Below are 17,194 nucleotides of genomic sequence, written 5' to 3'. Positions count from 1 at the left end.
TCATGAAGTGGATACGGCGCAAATGGACGATGCATGCAAGCACGTGGTGCGTGTTCGTATTGAGCCTGGCGGCGAGCATGGCGAGCGCTTCCGCGTTCGCCGCCGCGCCTCAGGTGAAAACGCAGGGACCGGGCTTTTACCGGATCATGCTCGGCGGCTTTGAAGTGACCGCACTGCTCGACGGCACGCATCCGTTTCCAATCGATACAGTCGTGAAGGACGTATCGAAAGCCGAAATCGCGCGCGATCTCCAGCGCGATTTTTTGCAGGCGCCGGTGCAAGGTTCCATCAACGCGTTTCTGGTCAACACCGGTTCGAAGCTGATCCTGATCGATTCCGGCGCGGGCGTGCTGTACGGCGACTGCTGCGGCAAGCTGCCCGAGAACTTGCGCGCGGCCGGCTATCAGCCCGAGCAGATCGACGAGGTGCTGCTGACGCATCTGCATAAGGACCATGTCGGCGGCATCGTATCGAACGGCCAGATGGCATTTCCGAACGCGGTTGTGCGAGTGAGCCAGGTTGAAGCCGACTACTGGCTGAACCCGCTCAACAAGTCGAAAGCGCCCGCTTTTCTCAGCACCTTCTTCGACGCGGCCAGCGCCTCTGTCGCGCCTTACGTCGCGACCGGACGCTTCAAGCCGTTCAGTGGCGACGCCGAACTCGAAACGGGCATTCACGCGGTCGCCTTGCCCGGCCATACGCCGGGTCACACCGGCTATCTGGTGGAGAGCGAATCGCAGGATTTGCTGGTGTGGGGCGACATTATCCACGTCGCGTCGATCCAGTTACAGGACCCGGCGGCTTCGGTCGAATACGACACCAGCGCGGCGGACGCGCAGCGCTCGCGCCGTTCGTCATTCGAACTCGCGGCCAGCAAACGCTATCTGATCGGCGCGGCGCATGTCACCTTTCCAGGCCTCGGGCACATCAGAAAAAACGGCCGCAAATACGACTGGGTGCCGGTCAACTACGAGGCCGCACCCGGCCGGTGACATCAGTGCTGATCGGTTCCACCCGCACACACTTCGGGAGCAGCATCATGCATATCGAAACCCCCTTGACGCAACGCACGGATACGGTTCAGTACGAGACGCGCGTTCGTTGTGGAGCGTGCTGTCAGGTCAGCGAGAACGCGCCGGCGATGCCGGACGACCGGCGCGCGCCGGTATGGGATCACGTGATCAACCGGTTGTTGGCGGGCTATTGCAACGAGACCGAAGGTGAAGCCTATCTCAAGCCGCGGGCTAAACGCGTCGCCGGCGCGGCGGACACGCCGTCGCGCCATATCCAGATCGAAATACTCGAGCGTCTGTCGGACACATCGATCGCCGTGCTGTGGCGGGACGCGACCCGCTGTCAATACGTCGACCAGGTGTGGATCTGCTGCCGCGCCCGCATCAAGGGACGCTGCGCACTGAGCGGCGCGACGATTCGCCGTGACGATGCAATCTACAAGCCGAGAATACGCAGCGCGGTTCCCGCCAATGCAGACGCCATGATTCTGGCTTCCGTCATTGCCTGCGTGGCGTCTACTGTCTTGACGGGCGACTCGCGTTAGCGCGCCACTGCGGGCACGCGGTCCGTCACCAGCAGCCGCTTGCTCAGTACAAAAAATTTGAACGATAGGTTCAGTTTTTTCCGCGCATGCGTATTCGCGGTTGGTCTAGACTTCGGGGACATAACGCTGAGTGATCAATGCTCAGTGTTTCCTCTTCCCGCAGCGTCTTGGATACTCAGGCAATGATCCGCATTGGCCCGCTTCAGGTGGACCTCGCCAGCCGGGAACTGTTTCTCGACGGCCAGCCTGTGCGCATCGGCAGCCGTGCATTCGACATCCTGGCCGTGCTGATCGGCGCGAACGGCGCGCTGGTGTCGAAGAGCGCCATGCTCGAGCAGGTCTGGCCGGACACCATCGTTGAAGAGAACAATCTTCAGGTGCATATGTCCGCCTTGCGCAAGGTGCTGGGCGAGAGCCGCAACCTCATACAGACCGTGTCGGGAAGAGGCTACCGGCTGGTGTCGCGAGACGCATCCGCGGAACAGGCGGGCAATGCCGCTCGCGATAACGCGCCCGACGCCGCTGAAGACGTCGCATCCCTTCGCGGTACTCCGAACAATCTGCCGGCCAATAGCTCGTCGCTAATTGGGCGGGACCAGGCAATCAACGACATTGCACACGCGCTCGCTTCAACGCGCCACGTGACGCTCGTCGGCTCGGGCGGAATCGGCAAGACGCGCCTGGCCATCGAGATCGCACGCAGCTTGCTGGCGCACTTTCCCGAAGGTGTGTATCTCGTGCCGCTTGCGTGCGCCGTGGATGCGAACAGCGTGCTCGCCATGTTCGCCAACAGCGTGGGCGTGAGCGCCGCGAGTGGCCCGCTTACGCTGGCCCGCATCAGCAAGGAACTCGGCGAACGGCGCGTGCTGTTCGTGCTGGACAACTGCGAGCATGTGCTCGGTCCCGCAGCCGAACTCGCCGAAGCGCTCGTGAACGTGAGTCCGGCCATGCGGATTCTCGCGACCAGCCGCGAGCCTCTGCGTGTCGTGGACGAACACCTGTACTGGGTGGCGTCACTCGACGTGCCCGCTCGCGACGTCGAGAGTCAGTGTGTGTTGCAACACAGTGCCGTCCAGTTGTTCCTGTCACGCGCCCGCGCGATCGACGCGCGTTTTTCGTCCGACGACAGAAGCATCCATTTGACGGGCACCGTATGCCGCCGCCTCGACGGCATTCCGTTGGCTATTGAACTGGCGGCGGCGCGTGCCGCGATCCTCGGTATCGAGACGCTCGCCGATCATCTCGACGACCGCTTCAACATGCTGACGGGCGGCAATCGCACTGCGTTGCCGCGCCACCAGACCTTGAAGGCGACGCTCGACTGGAGCCACGCGTTGCTCGACGACGCGGAGCGCACGACGTTGCGCCGGCTCGGCGTTTTCGTCAACAGCTTCACGATCGACTCGGCGATCGCTCTCGTAAGCGACGAAGGCTTGCGCGAATCGGACGTGATCGCGGCGCTATCCGGGCTCGTCGAAAAATCGCTGGTGGTGGTGCAGGCCGAGCGCGGCAACGCGAGGTATCGGCTGCTGGAAACCACGCGTGCTTACGCGATGCAAAAGCTCGACGACAACGGCGAACGGCGTCTCATCACGCTCGCTCATGCACGCTATTTTTCCAACCTGCTCGAACGCGATCCGTCGAGCGACGCCTCCAATGGAGCGCGTGAAGCGGACGCCGCGGGCGCCGAACGGCACGGCTGGCATCACCGCATGCGCGAGCAACTCGACGATTTGCGAGCCGCGCTGGGCTGGGCGCTATCGCCCAAAGGCGACGCCGCGCTGGGTGAAACGCTGGCGGTGAAGTTCGTGTCGCTGCTGTATGAGCTCTCGCTGGTCGACGAATGCTGCGTGTGGACGCGGCGCGCGCTCGACGCCGTGGACGCGACGTATCAGGGCTCGCGCTCGCCGCGCCATTTACGCGTGCGCATGCAACTGCTGGCCGCGCTCGGTGCGGCGCTCGTCTACGTCAATGGACCGGATCGCGAAACGCTCGGCATCTGGGCCGAAGTGCTCGCGCTCGCGATTGCGCTCGGTGATCAGACCTTCGAAGCGCGCGCGTTGTGGGGCATGTGGAACGCGAGCCAGTCGTCCGGCGAGGCGCGCAACGCGCTGGCGTTCGCGCAGCGCTTCGCTTTGCTCGCCGCCGAGACGGGCAATACCGCCAACGGGATTCTCGCTCATCGCCTGCTCGGCATTGCCTCGCACTATGCGGGCGATCAGCACCAGGCGCGCGCCTCGCTCGATCAGCTCTTGCAGCATGCCGGCCGTCTGCAACATCGGCTGCCGTTGGGGCAATCCATCGATCAGGGCGTGGTCGGCCGCGCGACGTTTGCTCGCGTGCTCGGCTTGCAGGGTGCGCGCGATCAGTCGCTCAGGGTCGCCGAGGCATGCGTTGCCGAAGCGTGCCGGCAGGAGCAGGCTATCGTCACGTGTTATGTGCTGGTCGAAGCGGAAATTCCGCTGGCGCTGCTCGCGGGCGATCGTAAGCGGGCGGCTCAGGCCATCGCGCTATTGCAGGACGTGTCGACGCGCGGCGGGCTGCGTGTGGCGCATGCGTGCTGCCGCTGTTTCGACGAATACCTGCGTTCGCTGGATGACAGCAGTGCGCAGCGTGTGCACAGCTTCCGCGCCGCGTTGGACGATCTCGACGCGCTCGGCTACGCCGCGCCACGCGCCATGCTCGTCGCGCGATACGGCCTTGCGCTCGGCCGTGCCGGACAGCTTGAAGAAGGCATCGCCGCCGTGGTGGCTGCGCTCGCGCGGGGCGACGAAACCGGCGACCAGTGGTATGCGGCCGAACTCAGACGCGTGCACGCCGAACTAATGCTGATGGAAAACGGCTTTGGCCAGTCGCCGTTCGGCGCTGCGGCGACGCAGGCGCAGGCGAGTTTGACCGCGGCGGTCGAAGAATCGTCGGTACAGGGTTGCGGCACGTTGCAACTGCGGGCCGCGACCAGCCTCGCGCGGCTTTGGCATGCGCAAGGCCGGAGGGCGGAGGCGGTGCAACTGCTGAAGTCCGCTTGCGCGAGACTGACGGAGGGCCGCGATTGGGACGACTTCAAGGCGGCTAAAACATTACTGCGTGCAGCGACTGAAGCGTGCGCGCCGGCCGGTATTTCAACAGGAATCGATACGCGGATGCACCCGCATGCGGATGCCAGTGCGGCGTCGTTCGACGACCCGCCACCGGACGAGATCAGCGAAGCCTGCTAGTCATCGAACCTCAACCGTGCAGCATGCGCTGTTGCACTACGTCATCGATCAGGTCCGGCCGGTTCAACTGATCGACCCACCATTGCAGCGCGTTGCCGCTCTCGTTGTCGCGCCACGCCAGGTAGAAGTGCGTGACGTCGCGCATGCCGATCACTTCCTTTTGCACCAGCTCGCCCTGCCTCAGCGCGTTGACGGCGAGGCATTCCGGGATCGTGCCCGCGGCGAGGCCCCTGATCTGTGCGGCGAGCTTGGCTTCGAGCGTGGGCACCGTGAGCACTTCCTGATTGACGGCGAGCGCGATCGTGCGCGGCGCGAGTTTGCGCGACGTATCGCCGATCGCGACCGCGCGATAGCGCGCGACGATGTCCATCGTGAGCGGTCCGGGTATCGACGCCAACGGATGATCCGGCGCCACCACGAACACATGTTTCAGCGAGCCGATCGGTTTCGCGATCAGATTGGGAATAGGCGGCGGATCGCCGGCCGCGCCGACGATCAGATCCGCGCGACGAGTGAGCAGCGCGTCCCATGAGCCGCCCAACACTTCTTTCGACAGATGCAGCTTCGTTTCCAGCTTCAGCTTGTAGAACTCGCTGACGTGATGCCAGAGCAGATCGAACGGAATGATCTCGTCGACGGCGATGTGCAGATCGGATTCCCAGCCGTGCTCAATTCGCTTCGCCTTGAATTCGAGCGCTTCGGCCGCTTCCAGCAGACGCCGGCCTTCCTCGACGACCACGCGTCCCGCGTGCGTCAGCGTGGCACGCCGGCCCGTGCGGTCGAACAGCTTGACGCCGAGATCGAGTTCGAGTTTCTGAACCAGATAACTGAGCGACGACGGAACTTTGTGAAGCGTTTCGGCGGCGTTCGCAAACGTGCCGGTTCGATCGATTGCATCGAGTACCTGCAGGACTTCAAAAGATAGATTCATTGAGGAAAGCCGGGGCGGTTGGGTGCGTTCAGCGAGATGGTTCAGGATACTGGAATTCGCGAGAAATGGGCCTTGTCCGGAGCGCTTCCGGCAGAGGCTGTTCCATATCCGCCGACATGAGTTTGCCCGGTGAGCCTCCGCAGGGCATTTTTAACCAAGACGGCCGCCCGCGGGACTGGGTATCCTAGGCGTATTCAGTCAATTTCCGCGAGGACATCAAGGTGCCGCATTATCTTTGCCACGAGCAGCCGGATCTGCTGGACTTTGAAACGGCCGTGATTGCCGCGCGTCCCGGCGCGGTCGTGCTGGGCCGTTCCGCCTTGCATCCGGGTGGCGGCGGCCAGGTGTCGGACGCCGCCACGCTGACGCACGCGCATGGTGCCGTGCGCATTACCGGTGTCGCGGCGGAAGGGGACGTGCTCTGGCATCTGCTCGACCAACCGCTCGAACTGGACGGCAACGTGCACGTGGCCATCGACGCGGCGCGCCGCGCCACGGTCGCGCAACTGCATACCGTCACGCATATCCTCAACGCGTTGGTGTACCAGCGTTTTGCCGGCGCGCTCGTGACCGGCGCGCAGATCAACGCCGACGGCACCGCGCGCATGGACTTCGATCTGCCCGAAGCGGACAACGACGCGCTGCGTCTGCTGGAAGAACCCGTCAACGAGGTGATCCGCGGCGCGATGGAGGTGCGCACCTATTACGTCGGCGCCGACGAAGCAAAGGCGACGCAAGGTCTGATCCGCAGCCTCTCGGTGGCGCCGCCGCCGACGCCGGACGGCACGGTGCGCATCGTCGAGATCGGCGATCTGGACCGGCAGGCATGCGGCGGCACTCACCTGACCAATACCGCGCAGTCGCGGCCCATTCGCATCGCGAAGATAGAGAACAAGGGCCGTCGCAATCGCCGGGTCAGAATCGAACTGGTTTGAAGAACAGGGGGCGCGAGCTATGGAGACATCGGATAAAAACGAGCCGGAAGTGGTCTGCTGGCGCGACGGCGCGCTCGACGGCGCATGTCTCGCGAGCGCCCGTTACGGCAATCACAAGTTCGACCGGCATCTGCATGACGAACTCGTCATCGTCATGACCGAAACCGGCGCGGGCCAATGTCACACGCGCGCGGGCAGCGAGGTTGCCGGGCCCGGCAGCGTGCTGGTCTTCGGCCCGGGGGAATACCATAGCGGCGAGGTCTGGGAGGGGCGCGAATGGATTTATCGCGCGATCTACCTGGACATGGAAGGGCTCGGCGCGCTCAGCGCAGTCTTCTCTCCCGACGCGCGCGCCGACAAACCACTGCTGATTCCACCTGGGCTGTATCAGGATCCGCACCTCGCGGGCCTGCTGGTCAAGGCGCATGCGAGCCTGGACGAACAGCGCGCGGTGTCGCTGATGGAGCGTCAGGCGAACTGGTGGGCCGCGATGGGGATGCTGGTCGGGCGCTATGGGCGCTCGGCTGAGGAGATGGGAGAACCTCGGCGCGAGGCGCGCAAGATGGAGCAGGTGCGCGAGTACGTCGCCGCCAATTACGAGCGCGATATTTCGGTCGATGAACTGGCGGAACTGGTGGGACTGAGCCGCTACTACCTCACGCGCGCTTTCTGCAAGGAATTCGGGCTGCCGCCACACGCCTACGCGACCCAGGTGAGGTTGCTGGCGGCGAAGCGGATGCTTGCCTCAGGGCAGAGCGCGGCGACGGCTGCGGCGGCCGTGGGGTTTTACGATCAAAGCCATCTCAACCGGTTGTTCAAGCGGGCTTATGGGATCACGCCCGGGGCGTATGCGGCGTTGAAACCGGGGCATTAGGCGGCGCGCGTGCGCGCTGCCACCGTTACGCCGGCAAAGGCACATCCTCGATCAACTCCGCCTTCACCGCTCGAATCCTGCGGTCCACGAAATATCCGCCAGCCTCCACGTAACGCATCTAGAGCCGCCTGCACAGCGAGCATTGGTTCGAGGAGTGTTGCAGCGTTCGGAAATTGCGCCATGAGGCTCACAGGCAGTTGTTCATCATCCGTTTCCGGTGCGGAATGACCTACGAGCGGTGGATGTGACCGTCATCGTTGCCGACAATGAAAGTACCCAGCTTCAGTATCCGAAGCTAAGCCGCGTGGCTTCACGGTTCAGCCGGCGTCCGCGTCTATGCGCTATCAGGCGATTGACGGAACATGCCGTAAATCTCATCGAGCAACCACGCGATGCCCGGATCCGCTGAAAATTGCGAGTGCGAGTGGACCTGGATTTCGATGGGCGGCAGCGCGAACGGCAACGGCAAAATGCGAAAGGCTTTGTTGCGATTGAAGCGCTGCGCGATACTCCGCGGAAAGATCACGGCGAGGTCGGTATGCTGAACGATCTCCGGCGCCACCACGAAATGCGGCAGGCGCAGCACGATATCGCGGCGCAGATTCAATTCTTCGAGCCACTGTTCGACCATCCGGTGGCCGGTCGCGTTGGTGCTGGCGTAGACGTAGCGCAGGCTCGCGAGGTCCTCCTTGGTCGGCTTCTGTTTGCGCAGCGGGTGACCGGCCCGCACCACGCAAACATGTTCGTCGACGAAGAGCGTCCTGCTCACGCAACCTGGATCGAGACCGGGCACGTAGCCGAGCGCGAGATCGATCTTGCCGCTGCGCATGGCCGAACTCACCGAATCGACAGAGACATTCGCGATCTCCAGGCGAATGCCGCGCGCGTTGCGGTCGAGCATCGACAGAAGCGGCGGCAGGAAATAGAACTCCGACATATCCGACATGGACACGCGAAACACGCGCTGCGCCGTGGCGGGATCGAATTTGGCGATTTGCTGGACCGCGTCGTTGATGATGCCGAGCGCTTGCGTCAACGGCGCGTGCAGGCGCAACGCGGCGTCGGTGGGCACCATGCCAGTGGGCGTGCGAACGAACAGCGGGTCGTCGAATAAAACGCGCAGCCGGCGCAACGCGTGGCTGACCGCCGGTTGTGTAAGTCCGAGACGCTCGCCTGCGGCGGTCAGGCTGCGCAGATCGGAGATGGCCAGGAACACGCGCAGCAGGTTCAAATCCGTAATGCCGGGGTGCGACTTGGTCATGACGTTCGGATCGCGGCGAGGGCGGGCGTTTATTTGGGTTTCAGATTACCGTAAATGCTACGCATAGGGAAATGCAGCGTCGCGCCGCTGTAGGGCGGAAAAGCGTTGAAGTCCTGCTTCATGCTGGCGCGTATCGGCGAGGCCAGCGCGTCCGCTAGCGACGCGGAATCGTCGAAGACGACTTTGTTGCGTTGCATGGCCATGGCGCGCTCGACGTCGAGACCCGAGCGGTAATCGAGCCGCGTGTAGATTTCGAGCTCGCGAATGCCGGGCAATTGCGCCATCAGCGGTGGATGATGCGCGAGGTAATGCGAGAGCCACGCGTTGAAGTCCTGCGCTTCGCCTTCGTAGCTGACGAGGTAGGTGCAGTATTCGGCGCGAGTGCCGACGTCGCCTGGATTCGGGGTGGTGAATTGCCTGACCGCCATGGCTTGCTGCACAAAGGTGAGACCCGTGCTCGCAGATTCCTTTGCGACGTCGTGAATCGCCCCCTTAGGTTGCAGCGCTTGTTCAAGCAGTTCGAGGTCGTCGAAATACCATTGCAGCACGCAGCGAGGTCGCGCGGATACGTCGGACTTCGACAAAGGATCGCAGTCGTGCGAGTCCCCGGGCAGGTGGATCACGTAACGGCGTAATCCCTCTACATTTCGCGGTGCTAGCTCGAAGCGCGGCGCACATGCAGGCGTACCGTGGCCAAGGAGAAAGAAGCAGACTTCCACGCTCACCTCGCGCCGGGCGTTGCAACCAGGCGCGCCGCCGCTTGCGGCCGTGTCAACCGATGAAACTCTCGTCCGAAATAGATGAGTCCATCGCCATCCGAGCGCAACGCGATGTGGCGAATCTGCGCGAACATGACCGAGTGCGAGCCGACCGTCTTGATGTCGACGATCTCGCCTTCGAGACTGGCAATCGCATCCGCGAGCACCGGCGCCTGCAAAGCGCCGCTGGTCCACGCATGGCGTCCGAAGCGTTCGTCCATCGAGCACGCTGTCATGCCGGCGAAATCACGGGCCACTTCCTGGCACTCGGCGGCAAGCACGTTGATGCACACGCTGCGGTTGCGATGCAGTACGTCATGCACATAGCTGGCCTGATTGATACACACCAGCATGGTGGGCGGTGCGTCCGTCACCGAGCAAACCGCGCTTGCAGTGATGCCGCAGCGGCCGCCGGGCCCGTCCGTGGTGACGATGTTGACGGCGGCCGGCAGGCACGCCATCGCATCGCGGAAACGCTTTCTGGTGTCTTCGATCGTCACGATGTTTTCCTTTTGCATGGCATGAGTCAGGGCGCGCCGCGTTAGGGAAACGGCGTGACCGGCGGCACGCCGGCGAACAGCGCGCCGGATGCGTCATACGTGCCTTCGCCGAGAAACGCATGCTGGGTCACGACGATCGAATCGCGCACGAGGCGCTGCAAACGGTTCTCGCGATAGATCGCGGCGATGCCCGCCATCTGATACGCCTGCATCACCACTTCCGCGCCGATCTGCGCGGCGTGCGTCGCGCTGAGGCGCAACAGATTGGCCTGTTCCTGCGAGACGGGATCGCCGTCGATGATCGTCCGCCAGGCGGCCTCGGCGGATTCGTAGAAGAACGCGCGGGCGCTGCGCCAGTTGGCCTCCGCTTTCGCGAGACCTGAGCGGTAATAGCCACGGTCGGCGAGACGCGGCGCGCCGGTGGTGGTTTTGGTCGAACCGGACATGTCCGTCAGCAGATCGAGCGCCGCGCGCGCGAGGCCGATGTTGACGGCGGCGTGCACCTGCGCCTGATACGCGACGGCGGGATAGCGGTAAAGCGGTTCGTCGATCAGCGCCGCGCCGCCGCGCACGAAGGTCCATTGCGTATCGACGAATTTCTCGCGCAGCCGCAAATCGTGGCTGCCCGTTCCCTGCATGCCGACCACGTTCCAGTTCTCGACGATCTCCACTTCATGCGCGGGGAACACGGCGGTGAACGGCTTGCCCGCGCCGGCATCGCCGGAATTGGCGGGCGTGCCGCCGATGCCGACGCCGATCCAGTCCGCGCCCTTGCAGCCGCTCGCGAAGCGCCACTGCCCACTGACCACGAAGCCACCCGGCGCTTTCGTCGCGGGTTGCAGCGGATAGAGGCCGCCCGAGAAAACCTGGTCGGGGCCGGCGGCGTAAATCTGCTGCTGCGTTTCGATCGGCAAAGCGGCGAGGTAGGTATTCGCCGAGCCGAACGCCGCGACCCACGCGGCGGAGCCGTCGGCGGTCGCGATGCGTTCGAGCATCCGCAGGAATTGCGCCGGCGGCAGCGCGTCGCCGCCGAAGCGCTGCGGCGTGCTCGCCCGAAAGATGCCGGCGCGCTTCATCTTCGCGATCATGTCGCGCGGCACATGCGAGAGATGATCGAACTCGTCGCGGCGGCGTTCGATCTCGCCGATCAGCGCGTCGAGCGTGAGCGGGCCGGCGTAGTCGGGATACGGATCCGCGTGATCGGTCGCGCGAGGTTCGTAGGCGTAAGTCGAAAGAGTGCTCATCGGAAGGCTTTGCATGATGACGGCTTCGAAAGAAAGTGAATGGGTGCGGAAGAAGCGGGCTTAGACGCTTTCGTACCCGGCGTGCTCTTTGGCTTTCGCCTGAAGCCGTAGCGTTTTGGGAAAGGTTTCCGGCGCGAGACAGGTCGCGAGCACCGTGATCAAACCGAGCACGACGAGATAGATCGCCACCGGCGCGGCGCTGCGGTAGTGCGCGAGCAGCGCGGTCGCCACCATCGGCGAGAGGCCGCCGCCGAGTACCGACGAAATCTCGCGGCCAATGCCGAGGCCCGAGAAGCGCAGATGAACGGGCAGCAATTCGCTGATGAAAGCGGGCTGCGCGCCTTCCAGAATGCCGAGCGTGATGCTGTTGGCGAGCATGAGCGCCGTGATGACTTTCCACAGCACGCCGGAGCCGAGCAACGTGAAATACGGATAGGCGACCAGCACCATCGCCACGGCGCCGGCGAGATAAACCGGCTTGCGGCCGACGCGATCCGTGAGACGGCCCATTAACAGGGACACGGGAATCATCAGCAGCATCGACACGGTCAGGCCGCCTAGCACCCAACTCGATTTGAGGCCGATGAACTGGCCGTACGCAATGGAGAACGCGAAGAAGATGTACGACGCCGCGCCTTCACCGAAGCGCAGGCCGAACACGGTCAGCACTTGACGCGGACATTGGCGCAGTACTTCGACGATCGGCATGCGGGCGTCGCGGCGCGTCGCCTTGACTGCGGCGAACTCCGCGCTTTCGTCGACGGAGCGGCGCATCCACAGACCCAGCGCGACCAGCACGGCGCTGCAGAGGAACGGCACGCGCCAGCCCCAGCTGTGGAAGTCGGCGGGCGAGAGCGTTTGCACGAGCAGAAACGCGGCGGTGGACAGCACGAAGCCGAACGCCGCGCCGCACGGACTCCAGGCGGCGAGCGCGCCACGCCGCGAGGCGGGCGCGCTTTCGTGAATCAGCAGGATGCTGCCGCTCCATTCGCCGCCGGCGGCGAGGCCTTGCAGAATGCGCAACAGCACCAGCAAGACGGGCGCCGCGAGGCCGATCTGTTGATAGGTCGGCAGCAGACCCATGCAGACGGTGGCCGTGCCCATGACGAGCAGCGTCAGCATCATGACCGTCTTGCGGCCGTAGCGATCGCCGATATGGCCGCACAACACGCCGCCGATAGGCCGCGCGATAAAGCCCACAGTAAAGCCACCGAATGCCGCGATCGTACCCGTCAACGGATCGCTGCCGACGGGAAAGAACAGCTTGCCGAACACGAGCGCGGCAGCGGTGCCGTAAAGGAAGAAGTCATACCATTCGAGGACCTGCCCGAGCACGGCGGTCGTCACTGCGCGACGAACCTTGCTGGTGGGCCGGGTTGCGGGCAGAGGTGTCAGAGCGGCTGTCGCGTCAGAATTCATGGCGGGTCATGGCAGGTGGAGGGTCACGATGTGGAGGGTCGCGCGTTCTTGTCATGGTGTTCGGCAGGAGCGGCGAAACGAGCCCGGCAGGCATGGTCGAACAATATGACCGCGGAAATAGGCGGTCAAATTCAGGCCAAAAATGGCCGTCATGAATCGTGTGCATGACGGTTACGGTATTTCGCGCGAGGGGTGTTACGGCGAGAGGGGGCTGCGTTCTGTTGAGAGGCGAACGCGTTGGGTCTGGCGAAGCACTGGATTTATTGCGGGCAAAATGAGAACTGCCGCCTCGGCGTAGCGCTTCTCACAACTGGGAAGCGATGGCGTTCGGCGGCAGGGTATTCAAGTGTTCAGGTGTTCAGGCTCTGGCGGGAGGGCGGCCCGTCAATCCAGCCCGCCCTGGCACATGTACTTGATCGACATGTAATCGTCGAGCCCATACTTCGACCCTTCGCGGCCATAGCCCGATTCCTTTACGCCGCCGAACGGCGCCGCTTCGCTCGACACCGCGCCTTCATTGATGCCGATCACGCCCGCTTCGAGTTGCGCGGCCACGCGGTTGATGCGCCGCACGTCCTGCGTATAGAAGTAGGCGGCGAGGCCGAACGGCGTGTCGTTGGAGAGACGGATCGCTTCGGCTTCATCGTCGAAACGGAACAGCGGCGCAACCGGGCCGAAGGTCTCTTCGCAGCAGACGAGCATGCCGTCCTTCGTGTCCGTCAGCACGGTCGGCGCGTAGTAGTTCGGTCCGAGTTCCGTCAGGCGCCTGCCGCCCACTAGCACCTTCGCACCATGTTTGACGGCGTCTTCCACGTGACGGGCGATTTTCTCGATCGCGCGTTCGTTGATCATCGGGCCGATTTGCGCCTGCGGGTCGGTTGCGGGCGCAACTTTCAGCGCGCCGACGCGTTTCGCGAGCAGATCGGCGAAACGCTCATAGACACCGTCCTGCACATACACGCGGTTCGGACACACGCAAGTCTGGCCGCCATTGCGGAACTTCGCCGCCATCAGGCCGGTAACGGCCGCGTCGAGATCGGCGTCGTCGAATACGATGAAGGGCGCGTTGCCGCCCAATTCCAGCGAGAGCTTTTTCAGCGTGCCCGCGGATTCGCGCGCGAGATGCTTGCCCACCGGCGTCGAACCGGTGAAGGTGATCTTGCGTACACGTGCGTCCGCGAGCCAGTCGGCAACGGCGGCAATGCCCTGTTCACGCGACGCCGACAGCATGTTCAGCACGCCGTCCGGCAAACCGGCTTCCTGAGCGAGCGCGGCGAGGGCGAGCGCGGTGAGCGGCGTGTCTTCGGCGGGTTTGGCGACCACGGTGCAACCCGCCGCAAGCGCGGGCGCGATCTTGCGGGCGATCATGGCCAGCGGGAAATTCCACGGCGTGATCGCCGCGACCACGCCGACCGGCTCCTTCACCGCGCTCATGCGCTTGCCGCGCTGCTGCTGCGGAATCAGATCGCCGTAGATGCGGGTCGCTTCGTCGGCGAACCAGGCCACGTACGACGCGCCATAAGCGACTTCGCCGCGGGCCTCCGCAAGCGGCTTGCCCTGTTCCATCGACATCAGCTTCGCGAGGTCGTCGGTATTGGCGACGATTAGCGCATGCCAGCGGCGCAGAATCTCGGCGCGCTCGCGCGGCAGCCTGTCGCGCCAGGCGGGGAATGCGCGGGCTGCGGCGTTGGTGGCGGCACGCGCGTCAGCGGCGCCGCTGTCGGCGACTTCGACGATCGTCTCGCCGGTGGCCGGGTTGGTGACGGCAAAGCGGGCGCCGTCGGCGGCGCCGGTCCATGCTCCGTCGATCAGGTTCTGCGAGCGAATCAGTTCATTGCGTGTCAATGCGAGAGACATTCGGTTGCTCCTTCAGGTTGCCCTTGACGTAGCGAGGCACGCGGCCGCGTACGCGCGTCGATTGATGGATCGATGCTACGCCTCTAGCGCAATCGATGAAATTGCCAATCGAGGCGCCGGTGGTGCGCATGCCGTTTTTTTGCGGCGATCACAGCATTTTCTGCTGATCACCCTGCAAATTCATTTCAGCCGCCGCGGCCCGGTCGATGCGCGCACCACCAAAGTGGGCGGCGGCGCGAGCACCATCGACGGCTGCTGGTTCGGCGTGTGGATGAGCCGGATCAGACTCTCGATCGACAACTCGGCGATCGCCGCGGTCTGAATGGCGACCGTCGTCAGGGCAGGGTGAACCTGATGAGCGAGTTGAATATCCGTAATGCCGATCACCGAAACGTCGTTCGGGACCGCGCGGCCCAGCGTGATCAGCGCCTGTGCCGCGCCGATGGCGAGCAGGTCGTTGGTCGCGAAGATCGCGCTGAGGTGCGGCTGGTTCGCCATCAGTTGCATGCAGGCGGCGTAGCCGGCGTCGATCGAGTCGCGAATCTGCAGCACCGCCGCCGCATCGGTCTCGATGCCGGCGGCGCGCATGGCGGCGCGAAAGCCGTTGGAGCGCGCATCCTGCAAGCCGCCGCAACCGTCGCCGATCAGCAGGCCGATTTCGCGGTGGCCGAGTTCGAGCAGATGCCGTGCGGCCAGTTCGCCCGCACGCGCGAAGTCCACGGCGATGCAGGGCAGCGCGGGCGGCGCTTCCGGGTGCTCCCACATGGCCAGCAGAATCGGCGCGCTGTGCGTGGCGGAGGCGCACAGGTCGTTGATCGTGATGTCCGTGTTCATGACGAGCACGCCGTCGGCCAGCGTGCCAGCGATCTGGTTCAGATACGCGCGGCCGATTTCGGCGTCATCGTCAGTATTGCAAACCATCAGGAAGTGGCCGGCTTTGCGCGCGGCGCGTTCGGCGGCCAGCACGAACTCGGGATAGAACGGGTTCGAAATATTCGACAGCATCAAGGCAAGCGTCGACGAGCGGCCCTCGGCCAATGCACGTGCGTTCAGGTTGGGCCGGTAGCCGAGATCGGCGATCGCCTTGAGCACACGCTCAGCCGTTTCCGGGCGCACCTTCTCGCGATTGCGCAGCACGTTGGAGACGGTGGCGGCGGTGACGTGAGCGCGTTTCGCGACTTCGGACAGAGTGACCATATTCTCGCTATCCCATATTCAGGGAATGTGATTCAAATGTTGCAAGCCGCTGGCGACGTTGATAACTTGCTGGAAAACACACAGGAGACACCCACCATGACTTTTTCCCTCAAGCTCGAATTTAAGCGATTAAATGCCTGCCGCGCAAGGGTTGGCCACTTATTTTCCAGAGAAATTTAAGCGGTTAAATCCACAGGAGGCAACATGGCGGCAATTCGTTTGACGAACGTGCAAAAGTCGTACGGTGACCACGCGCCGGTGATCCGGCGCGTGAATCTGGACATCGGGCAGCACGAGTTCTGTGTCTTTCTCGGCCCGTCGGGTTGCGGTAAGTCGACCCTGCTGCGAATGATCGCCGGTCTCGAAGATTTGAGCGAAGGCGAGTTGCATATCGGCGGACGTCTCGTGAACGATGTGCCTGCTGCCGCGCGCGGCGTGGCCATGGTGTTCCAGAGCTACGCGCTGTTTCCGCACATGACCGTGTTCGACAACATGGCATTCGGACTGAAGCTCGCGAAACAACCCAAGGACGTGATCGACAGCAAGGTGCGCGAAGCCGCGCGCATCCTGCAACTGGATGATTATTTGCAGCGCTATCCGAAGGCGCTTTCGGGCGGGCAGCGGCAGCGCGTCGCAATCGGCCGCGCGATTGTGCGCGAGCCTGGTGTGTTCCTGTTCGACGAGCCGCTGTCGAATCTCGACGCCGCGCTGCGTGGCCAAACGCGAGTCGAAATCGCGCGCCTGCATCAGCGCTTCGCCAACGCGAGCGTGGTCTACGTGACCCACGACCAGGTCGAAGCCATGACGCTCGCCGACCGCATCGTGCTGCTGCACGCCGGCGCGGATGCGGAGCGCTTTGGCAGCATCGCGCAGAGTGGCGCGCCGCTCGAGTTGTATCACCATCCTAAGTCGCGCTTCGTGGCGGGCTTCATCGGTTCGCCGCGCATGAATTTCATCGACGCCGTGGTCGATTCGATCGAGCCTGGTAGCGTAAGGGTCACGCTGACACAGAGCGGCGAGCGTCTGAACGCGCACGTCGACGGTCAACGCTTGCAAAGCGGCCAGCCGGTCACGCTCGGCGTGCGGCCGGAACATTTGCGCCTCGACGGCGACGGGCAATTCGTTCAATGCACGACGGTGCTCTCGGAACGCCTCGGCGAACACAGCTACATTCACGCGGATCATGCAGCGGGCACGCTGATCGCCAAGGCCGCGGGCGATACGCCGGTCGGCTCCGGCGAACGCATCGCCATCCACGTTCCGCCTTCCGCGTGCCATCTATTCGATGCGGATGGGATTACATTGCGGCGAAGCGCGTTCGAGCCCGAACGGGCCGCCGCCTGAGTTTCCGTTCATGAGCGCAGATAGCGCCCACTGATTGATCAAAGCCGAATTCCGCCACAGAGCGGGTTACATCGCCGGCAGCCGTTCGCTGCCGGCCAACA

The 17,194-nt window shown here is 63.9% G+C and carries 14 protein-coding genes; 6 read left to right on the top strand and 8 right to left on the bottom strand.

Going from position 1 to position 17,194, the window contains the following annotated elements:
- Positions 1-2 precede the first annotated feature (2 nt).
- The 3 genes from B0G81_RS15420 (at position 3) to B0G81_RS15410 (ending at position 4,773) form a co-directional block, all read left to right on the top strand.
- Complete coding sequence (locus B0G81_RS15420; RefSeq protein ID WP_208328537.1) at positions 3-992, top strand: MBL fold metallo-hydrolase; 990 nt, start codon at positions 3-5, stop codon at positions 990-992.
- A 47-nt stretch (positions 993-1,039) separates the two neighbouring features.
- Entirely contained in the window at positions 1,040-1,558 is a 519-nt protein-coding gene (locus tag B0G81_RS15415) for a DUF3331 domain-containing protein (RefSeq protein ID WP_134137051.1), read from the top strand.
- A gap of 182 nt (positions 1,559-1,740) precedes the next feature.
- Positions 1,741-4,773: a winged helix-turn-helix domain-containing protein gene (locus tag B0G81_RS15410; protein WP_134137047.1), complete on the top strand. Its 3,033-nt coding sequence runs from the start codon at positions 1,741-1,743 to the stop codon at positions 4,771-4,773.
- Positions 4,774-4,783: 10 nt separating this feature from the next.
- Here B0G81_RS15410 and B0G81_RS15405 read toward each other — a convergent pair whose 3' ends face one another.
- Positions 4,784-5,704 (bottom strand): LysR family transcriptional regulator, encoded by a 921-nt coding sequence (locus B0G81_RS15405; protein ID WP_116147664.1) that lies wholly within the window; start codon positions 5,702-5,704, stop codon positions 4,784-4,786.
- 221 nt (positions 5,705-5,925) lie between these two features.
- On the opposite strand from B0G81_RS15405, the gene B0G81_RS15400 reads away from it, so the two are divergent.
- Together B0G81_RS15400 and B0G81_RS15395 are read left to right on the top strand one after the other, a co-directional pair.
- Positions 5,926-6,639, top strand: coding sequence for an alanyl-tRNA editing protein (locus B0G81_RS15400; protein WP_134137042.1), 714 nt, complete (start codon positions 5,926-5,928; stop codon positions 6,637-6,639).
- Positions 6,640-6,658: 19 nt separating this feature from the next.
- Positions 6,659-7,513, top strand: coding sequence for an AraC family transcriptional regulator (locus B0G81_RS15395; RefSeq protein ID WP_134137036.1), 855 nt, complete (start codon positions 6,659-6,661; stop codon positions 7,511-7,513).
- 334 nt (positions 7,514-7,847) lie between these two features.
- Here the strand turns inward: B0G81_RS15395 and B0G81_RS15390 are convergent, their stop codons facing one another.
- The 7 genes from B0G81_RS15390 to B0G81_RS15360 all read right to left on the bottom strand — a co-directional run bounded on the left by B0G81_RS15390 (position 7,848) and on the right by B0G81_RS15360 (position 15,749).
- Complete coding sequence (locus tag B0G81_RS15390) at positions 7,848-8,774, bottom strand: LysR family transcriptional regulator (RefSeq protein WP_134137030.1); 927 nt, start codon at positions 8,772-8,774, stop codon at positions 7,848-7,850.
- Positions 8,775-8,803: 29 nt separating this feature from the next.
- The gene (locus tag B0G81_RS15385) at positions 8,804-9,493 is read right to left on the bottom strand and encodes an EthD family reductase (protein ID WP_134137028.1); all 690 of its coding nucleotides are present in this window, start codon (positions 9,491-9,493) and stop codon (positions 8,804-8,806) included.
- Between the two features lie 2 nt (positions 9,494-9,495).
- The gene (hpaC, locus tag B0G81_RS15380; RefSeq protein ID WP_134137024.1) at positions 9,496-10,050 is read right to left on the bottom strand and encodes a 4-hydroxyphenylacetate 3-monooxygenase, reductase component; all 555 of its coding nucleotides are present in this window, start codon (positions 10,048-10,050) and stop codon (positions 9,496-9,498) included.
- A gap of 23 nt (positions 10,051-10,073) precedes the next feature.
- Positions 10,074-11,276 carry an acyl-CoA dehydrogenase family protein gene (locus B0G81_RS15375; RefSeq protein ID WP_243856462.1) on the bottom strand — a complete coding sequence of 401 codons (1,203 nt, stop codon included), beginning with the start codon at positions 11,274-11,276 and terminating at the stop codon, positions 10,074-10,076.
- Positions 11,277-11,336: 60 nt separating this feature from the next.
- Positions 11,337-12,695, bottom strand: coding sequence for an MFS transporter (locus B0G81_RS15370; RefSeq protein WP_134137017.1), 1,359 nt, complete (start codon positions 12,693-12,695; stop codon positions 11,337-11,339).
- Between the two features lie 384 nt (positions 12,696-13,079).
- Positions 13,080-14,552: an NAD-dependent succinate-semialdehyde dehydrogenase gene (locus B0G81_RS15365; RefSeq protein WP_134137015.1), complete on the bottom strand. Its 1,473-nt coding sequence runs from the start codon at positions 14,550-14,552 to the stop codon at positions 13,080-13,082.
- Between the two features lie 180 nt (positions 14,553-14,732).
- Positions 14,733-15,749: a LacI family DNA-binding transcriptional regulator gene (locus B0G81_RS15360; protein ID WP_134137013.1), complete on the bottom strand. Its 1,017-nt coding sequence runs from the start codon at positions 15,747-15,749 to the stop codon at positions 14,733-14,735.
- A 204-nt stretch (positions 15,750-15,953) separates the two neighbouring features.
- On the opposite strand from B0G81_RS15360, the gene ugpC reads away from it, so the two are divergent.
- Complete coding sequence (gene ugpC, locus B0G81_RS15355) at positions 15,954-17,093, top strand: sn-glycerol-3-phosphate ABC transporter ATP-binding protein UgpC (protein ID WP_134137008.1); 1,140 nt, start codon at positions 15,954-15,956, stop codon at positions 17,091-17,093.
- Positions 17,094-17,194 lie beyond the last annotated feature (101 nt).

It is taken from the genome of Paraburkholderia sp. BL6665CI2N2 (assembly GCF_004366535.1).
GTDB lineage: Bacteria > Pseudomonadota > Gammaproteobacteria > Burkholderiales > Burkholderiaceae > Paraburkholderia.
Note: the sequence above shows the minus strand (reverse complement) of the source record. Positions and strands in the feature narration are given on the sequence as shown.

Excerpts from the sequence above, each read along its gene's own strand:
- B0G81_RS15420 (WP_208328537.1), top strand. The coding sequence starts at position 3 with ATGAAGTGGATACGGCGCAAATGGACGATGCATGCAAGCACGTGGTGC.
- B0G81_RS15415 (WP_134137051.1), top strand. The coding sequence starts at position 1,040 with ATGCATATCGAAACCCCCTTGACGCAACGCACGGATACGGTTCAGTAC.
- B0G81_RS15410 (WP_134137047.1), top strand. The coding sequence starts at position 1,741 with ATGATCCGCATTGGCCCGCTTCAGGTGGACCTCGCCAGCCGGGAACTG.
- B0G81_RS15405 (WP_116147664.1), bottom strand. The coding sequence starts at position 5,704 with ATGAATCTATCTTTTGAAGTCCTGCAGGTACTCGATGCAATCGATCGA.
- B0G81_RS15395 (WP_134137036.1), top strand. The coding sequence starts at position 6,659 with ATGGAGACATCGGATAAAAACGAGCCGGAAGTGGTCTGCTGGCGCGAC.
- B0G81_RS15390 (WP_134137030.1), bottom strand. The coding sequence starts at position 8,774 with ATGACCAAGTCGCACCCCGGCATTACGGATTTGAACCTGCTGCGCGTG.
- hpaC (WP_134137024.1), bottom strand. The coding sequence starts at position 10,050 with ATGCAAAAGGAAAACATCGTGACGATCGAAGACACCAGAAAGCGTTTC.
- B0G81_RS15375 (WP_243856462.1), bottom strand. The coding sequence starts at position 11,276 with ATGAGCACTCTTTCGACTTACGCCTACGAACCTCGCGCGACCGATCAC.
- B0G81_RS15370 (WP_134137017.1), bottom strand. The coding sequence starts at position 12,695 with ATGAATTCTGACGCGACAGCCGCTCTGACACCTCTGCCCGCAACCCGG.
- B0G81_RS15365 (WP_134137015.1), bottom strand. The coding sequence starts at position 14,552 with ATGTCTCTCGCATTGACACGCAATGAACTGATTCGCTCGCAGAACCTG.
- B0G81_RS15360 (WP_134137013.1), bottom strand. The coding sequence starts at position 15,749 with ATGGTCACTCTGTCCGAAGTCGCGAAACGCGCTCACGTCACCGCCGCC.
- ugpC (WP_134137008.1), top strand. The coding sequence starts at position 15,954 with ATGGCGGCAATTCGTTTGACGAACGTGCAAAAGTCGTACGGTGACCAC.